Raw genomic sequence first — 2,729 nt, 5'->3', positions numbered from 1 at the left:
CAGAGGAGAATACACCAAGATGATGTAAAAAGCTCTTGTCGATCACATCAGTGGTCCAGGGATGGTGCGGCTTGGTCAGGCGATGGTCCACATCGTTCTGGGCACAAGCATACTCAAAGGCATGGGCTCGGAAGAGTTCGCCTCGTTTCATTGCTTTCTTGATCAGCGGGGCTGCAGAAGCTGTGTTGCTGGGCGTGGTGAAGTGGATGCCATGGTCCGTCAGGACCGTATGCACCCTGTAAGGCACGGCCTTGATGAGCGCGCGCAGGAAGTCGCCAGCGATCCCGGTCGTCACCTTCTCGTGCAGTTCCACGAAGGCAAACTTGCTCATGCGGTCAATCGCGACCAGCAGATAGAGCCTTCCCTCCTCAGTGCGCACCTCAGCGATGTCGATATCGAAGTAGCCGATCGGATAGGCCTTGAACTTCTTCTTGGCCGGCTTGTCGCCGGCCACCTCGGGGAGGCGGCTGATGCCATGCCGCTGCAGACAGCGATGCAGCGAGGAGCGGGTCAGGTGCGGGATGGTGGCTTGCAGGGCGTGGAGGCAATCGTCCAGCGGCAGCAGGGTATGCCGGCGGAAGGCGATCTGCGGTGGTATCCCGCTTCTTCCATTTGGCGACGGTCTTGGGGTTGATGCCATGGCGCTCGGCCAGGGCCCTCAAGCTCGCTTGACTATTTTGGATTGCTCGACGGACTGCCTCTGTCGTGGTGGCGCTCCCATGGAGAACTTGGCCCATAGCGCGTCCCTCCATTCCGGCGATAAGAATGCACCAGCAAACTCTGGGATCGAACATCTAGCCGTTGGAAACGGCGACCCGCAGGCGGCGCTGGGCCACCTTCGACCGCAGGATCGAGCAGATCGAGGCCGCGGAAGCGGTCTGCAACGCCCACCTCTTCCAGTTCATTCAGAAGCTCACTCAAGTAAAATGTTTAAATAAGCTGAAAATTTTCCCATTGACGACTGGGGTAGGAGGAAAAATCACAAATATTTGCTTAGAGATAAAGGAGTGCTTCAGAATAGATAATTCAATACTTCTGGAAATATTTAGTGCCGTTGAAACTAGCAGCCATAGGATAGGCTTTTCACTAGTTCAGATATGTGCCAACCATGGATTTCAATGTGCGCTCACTAACGTCGCGAGCTGCCCAAGAGCACAGCTTGCAAGCTGTGACTGTCCACACTCTTGAAGATCTTAGACCTCATATCCCAGCTTGGGATCGTTTGGCTTGGGATGCGTCGCAGAAGATCCCGACCCTATCACCCGCGTGGGTCGATGCCTTCCTGCGCCACCGGTTGAAGAAGGGCGAGAGGTGGTTCTGCAGCTTTGCCTATGCCAGTGACGAACTGGTGGGTGTGCTGCCGACCATCGTCGTTCCACATCCGGTTTTGGGGGAGCGCTGGCCGCTGCTCCACACGCCATTCGACAACGAAACGACGCCATCGTGCGACATTCTGCTGGCGCCCGAGGAGGCCGGAGCAGCACTTCAGGCTCTGCTGGCGGAGGCAGAGCGCCAAGCTCCGAACCATATCGGCCTCGATCTCAAAGCCGTGAGACAGGGCTCCCCAGCCTGGAGAGCCCTGCAGAGCGGATCTGACGGCTATGTTGTGCATCGGGGCCGGCGCTCGATGTATTCCTTCCTTGATGTGCAGGGAGATTTCGACACCTACTTGGGCAACTTCAGCCACATGGGCCGCAATCTCAGACGCTTTCGCAAAAAGCTCGAACGGCTAGGAGCTGTCTCGGTTGAGATCAGGAAAGAGAGCACCGCAGATGAAAACTTGCTGCTGGAGTTCCTGGCTCTTGAAGCGTCTGGATGGAAAGGCCGCAACGGCACCGCTATTCTAAACGACCACAACTTAGTTGACTTCTACACAACTGTGGCACGCAACTTCGCCATGCGCGGCCATCTGGAATGGCATGCGATCCGGGTCAATAATCGGCTCGTCGCGGCGCAGATGGCTGTCCAGTGCGGCGCAACCCTCATCCTGCTAAAGTACGCTTTCGACGAGGACTTCGCTGACTGCAGGCCCGGCACTCTTTTGACCGAGGTGACGTTGAGAGAGGCATTTTCCCGCTCTGATCTCGATGAGGTCAACCCCATGAGCGACTTTGATGCTCACCGCCTCTGGCACATGTCTAGTGATGAGTACATTGATATCCACCTTGTTCGCCGAAGTGCATTTCCAGTCCTGCTTCAGCTCCCGCGGACCCTATATCACGAGTATGTGCGCCCTCGGATTCCTGAAGCCGTGAAGGTTGTTTACCGCAAGCTCAAGCATCCAGGAGATCATAAACCTCGCCGAGCCGCTGAAGCCGCTCAACTCAGACAGGCCGACCAAGAAACGGAGCTGAGATAGGACGCTGCAGCCGATGAAAGCGGACCTGGTTGTTATTCTTTCATCTAGATCAACTTCGGCTACAGATTTTGCCCTCTCGGACGTGAAAGTCGTTCTGAGTATCCGTGACCACGCCGAGGCCCGCGCTGGAGCGGGTTCAACTGAGCCTGTAATAGTTTCTCCCTTGATCCAGTAAAAACGCCTTCCGAACACTTAAAAAAGACACCGGATCCGGTTCTATACAGTGTCTTATCAGAATTATGAGCTGTCACCTCTGAGGTGCTGCATCGATGCAGCTATCATCTTATACCAACGCCAGATGTTCTCGACCGGGTTCAGCTCGGGCGCTTTGGCGGGCAGCGGCACCAGAGTGATGTTGGGCGGCACCTTC

The 2,729-nt window shown here is 56.1% G+C and carries 1 protein-coding gene and 1 pseudogene; one reads left to right on the top strand and one right to left on the bottom strand.

Annotation, left to right across the window (positions count from 1 at the left end; genetic code table 11):
* Positions 1-737: pseudogene (locus tag DRB19_RS29360) on the bottom strand (DDE-type integrase/transposase/recombinase); the annotation flags it as partial.
* A 371-nt stretch (positions 738-1,108) separates the two neighbouring features.
* Here DRB19_RS29360 and DRB19_RS29355 point away from each other — a divergent pair.
* Positions 1,109-2,359: a GNAT family N-acetyltransferase gene (locus tag DRB19_RS29355; protein ID WP_114189470.1), complete on the top strand. Its 1,251-nt coding sequence runs from the start codon at positions 1,109-1,111 to the stop codon at positions 2,357-2,359.
* The last annotated feature ends 370 nt before the right edge of the window (positions 2,360-2,729 follow it).

The sequence above is a fragment of the Microvirga aerophila genome (assembly GCF_003332305.1).
Taxonomy (GTDB): Bacteria; Pseudomonadota; Alphaproteobacteria; order Rhizobiales; family Beijerinckiaceae; genus Microvirga; species Microvirga aerophila.
The sequence above is the reverse complement of the archived record's forward strand: the minus strand, read 5'-3'. Positions and strand labels throughout refer to the sequence as shown.